Genomic DNA, 1,369 nt, shown 5'->3' on the forward strand with positions numbered 1-1,369 from the left:
TGCGCGATGCTGGGTTTGTCGTGCATCGTCCTGCCGCACCGCGAACGCGGTTTCGGCGGCGTGATTCAAACGATGGCGGCACGCGGCGGCAAGATGATCGGCGGCGCGCTGGTATTGTGGCTGTATCAGGAATACGGACAGACGGCGGCGGCCGGCTTTATGCTGGCGTTCAGCCTGCTGATGCTGCTGCAACTCTTGTACTACCGCGAGCCGGAAAGTCCGACTGCGCAAGGCAGTTGGACGGCGTTGGCAGCACGGCTGGTTTCTTTTTGGCAGCAACCTGAAACAGGCTGGCTGTGGCTGGTTTTGCTGTTTGCCGTTGCCGCACCGTATGCGTTTATGGCGGCAACTTTTGTGCCCAGGCTGGCGGATTTGGGCTTCAACCCGAAGCAGACGGGCGGGATTCTGGCGGTGGGCATTCCTGTTGCCTGCCTGATTGTGACTCCGCTGTCGGGCTGGTTTTCGCGCAATTATCCACGCCGCAAACTCGTTTTCCTACTCTACGCGCTGCAACTGCCGCTTTTGGCGTCCATGACCGCCATCGACGCGCTCGCCCGCATCCACCCTTGGCTGCCGCCCGTTCAAATCATTGCCCTAAGCCTGAGCTACACGCTGCTGTTGCCGGTGATACTGGCGTTGGTGATGGACAAATCCAACCGTGCCACCGCCGCACTCGACAGCAGCCTGCAATTTTCCGTGGTTCTGCTCGGCAGTTACGCGGCCGGTTTCGTCGCCCTGCAGCTGGCAAAGGCTATTGGTTATACTAATGCGTATTGGGTTGCAGTGTACTTAGCCGTATTGGTAGGCCTGCTTTTATATTTGAATAGAAATTTATTCAATCATTCAGAGCGTGATTCACAATAATTCGCTCAAATATTTATCCATCGATTTTAATTGAGCGCTCCTCTGGATAATTTTTCATTTTATTGCACAATCTCTCATGAAAATATAACAAAACGTGCCCATAATACTGCCATTATTACACTCTTAAATTCAAAAGGAACCTCATGACTGCTGTTCTCATCGTTCTCGGCTTGATCGCCATTGTTGTCGGTATTTTAGGCACTATTTATCCTGCCTTGCCCGGATTGGGTTTGATGTTTGGTGGTGCATGGCTGTTGGGTTATGCCGGCGATTATCAAGTGTTTGGCTCGGGTACGCTGACCTTTTTGGCTATCGTTGCCGTATTCGGTACTGCAATGGACTATGTGGCGGGCGCATTGGGTGCAAAATATACCGGCGCAAGCAAAACCGCAGTTTGGGGTGCATTTATCGGCGGCATCGTCGGCGCATTCTTTTCCATTCCCGGCTTGTTGCTCGGCCCGTTGACCGGTGCGGCCATCGGCGAATTTATGGCACGCAAAGACAC

General features: G+C 53.6%; 2 protein-coding genes. Both read left to right on the top strand.

What is annotated here, in order from left to right; all coding sequences use genetic code 11:
• Positions 1-864 (top strand): MFS transporter (locus ACTHS3_RS13235; protein ID WP_440368157.1); only part of this gene is annotated, 864 nt, incomplete at its 5' end.
• A 143-nt stretch (positions 865-1,007) separates the two neighbouring features.
• Positions 1,008-1,369: DUF456 domain-containing protein (locus tag ACTHS3_RS13240; RefSeq protein WP_440368158.1), on the top strand; the 362-nt coding region annotated here is incomplete at its 3' end.

Source organism: Neisseria sp. P0009.S007 (assembly GCF_051962515.1).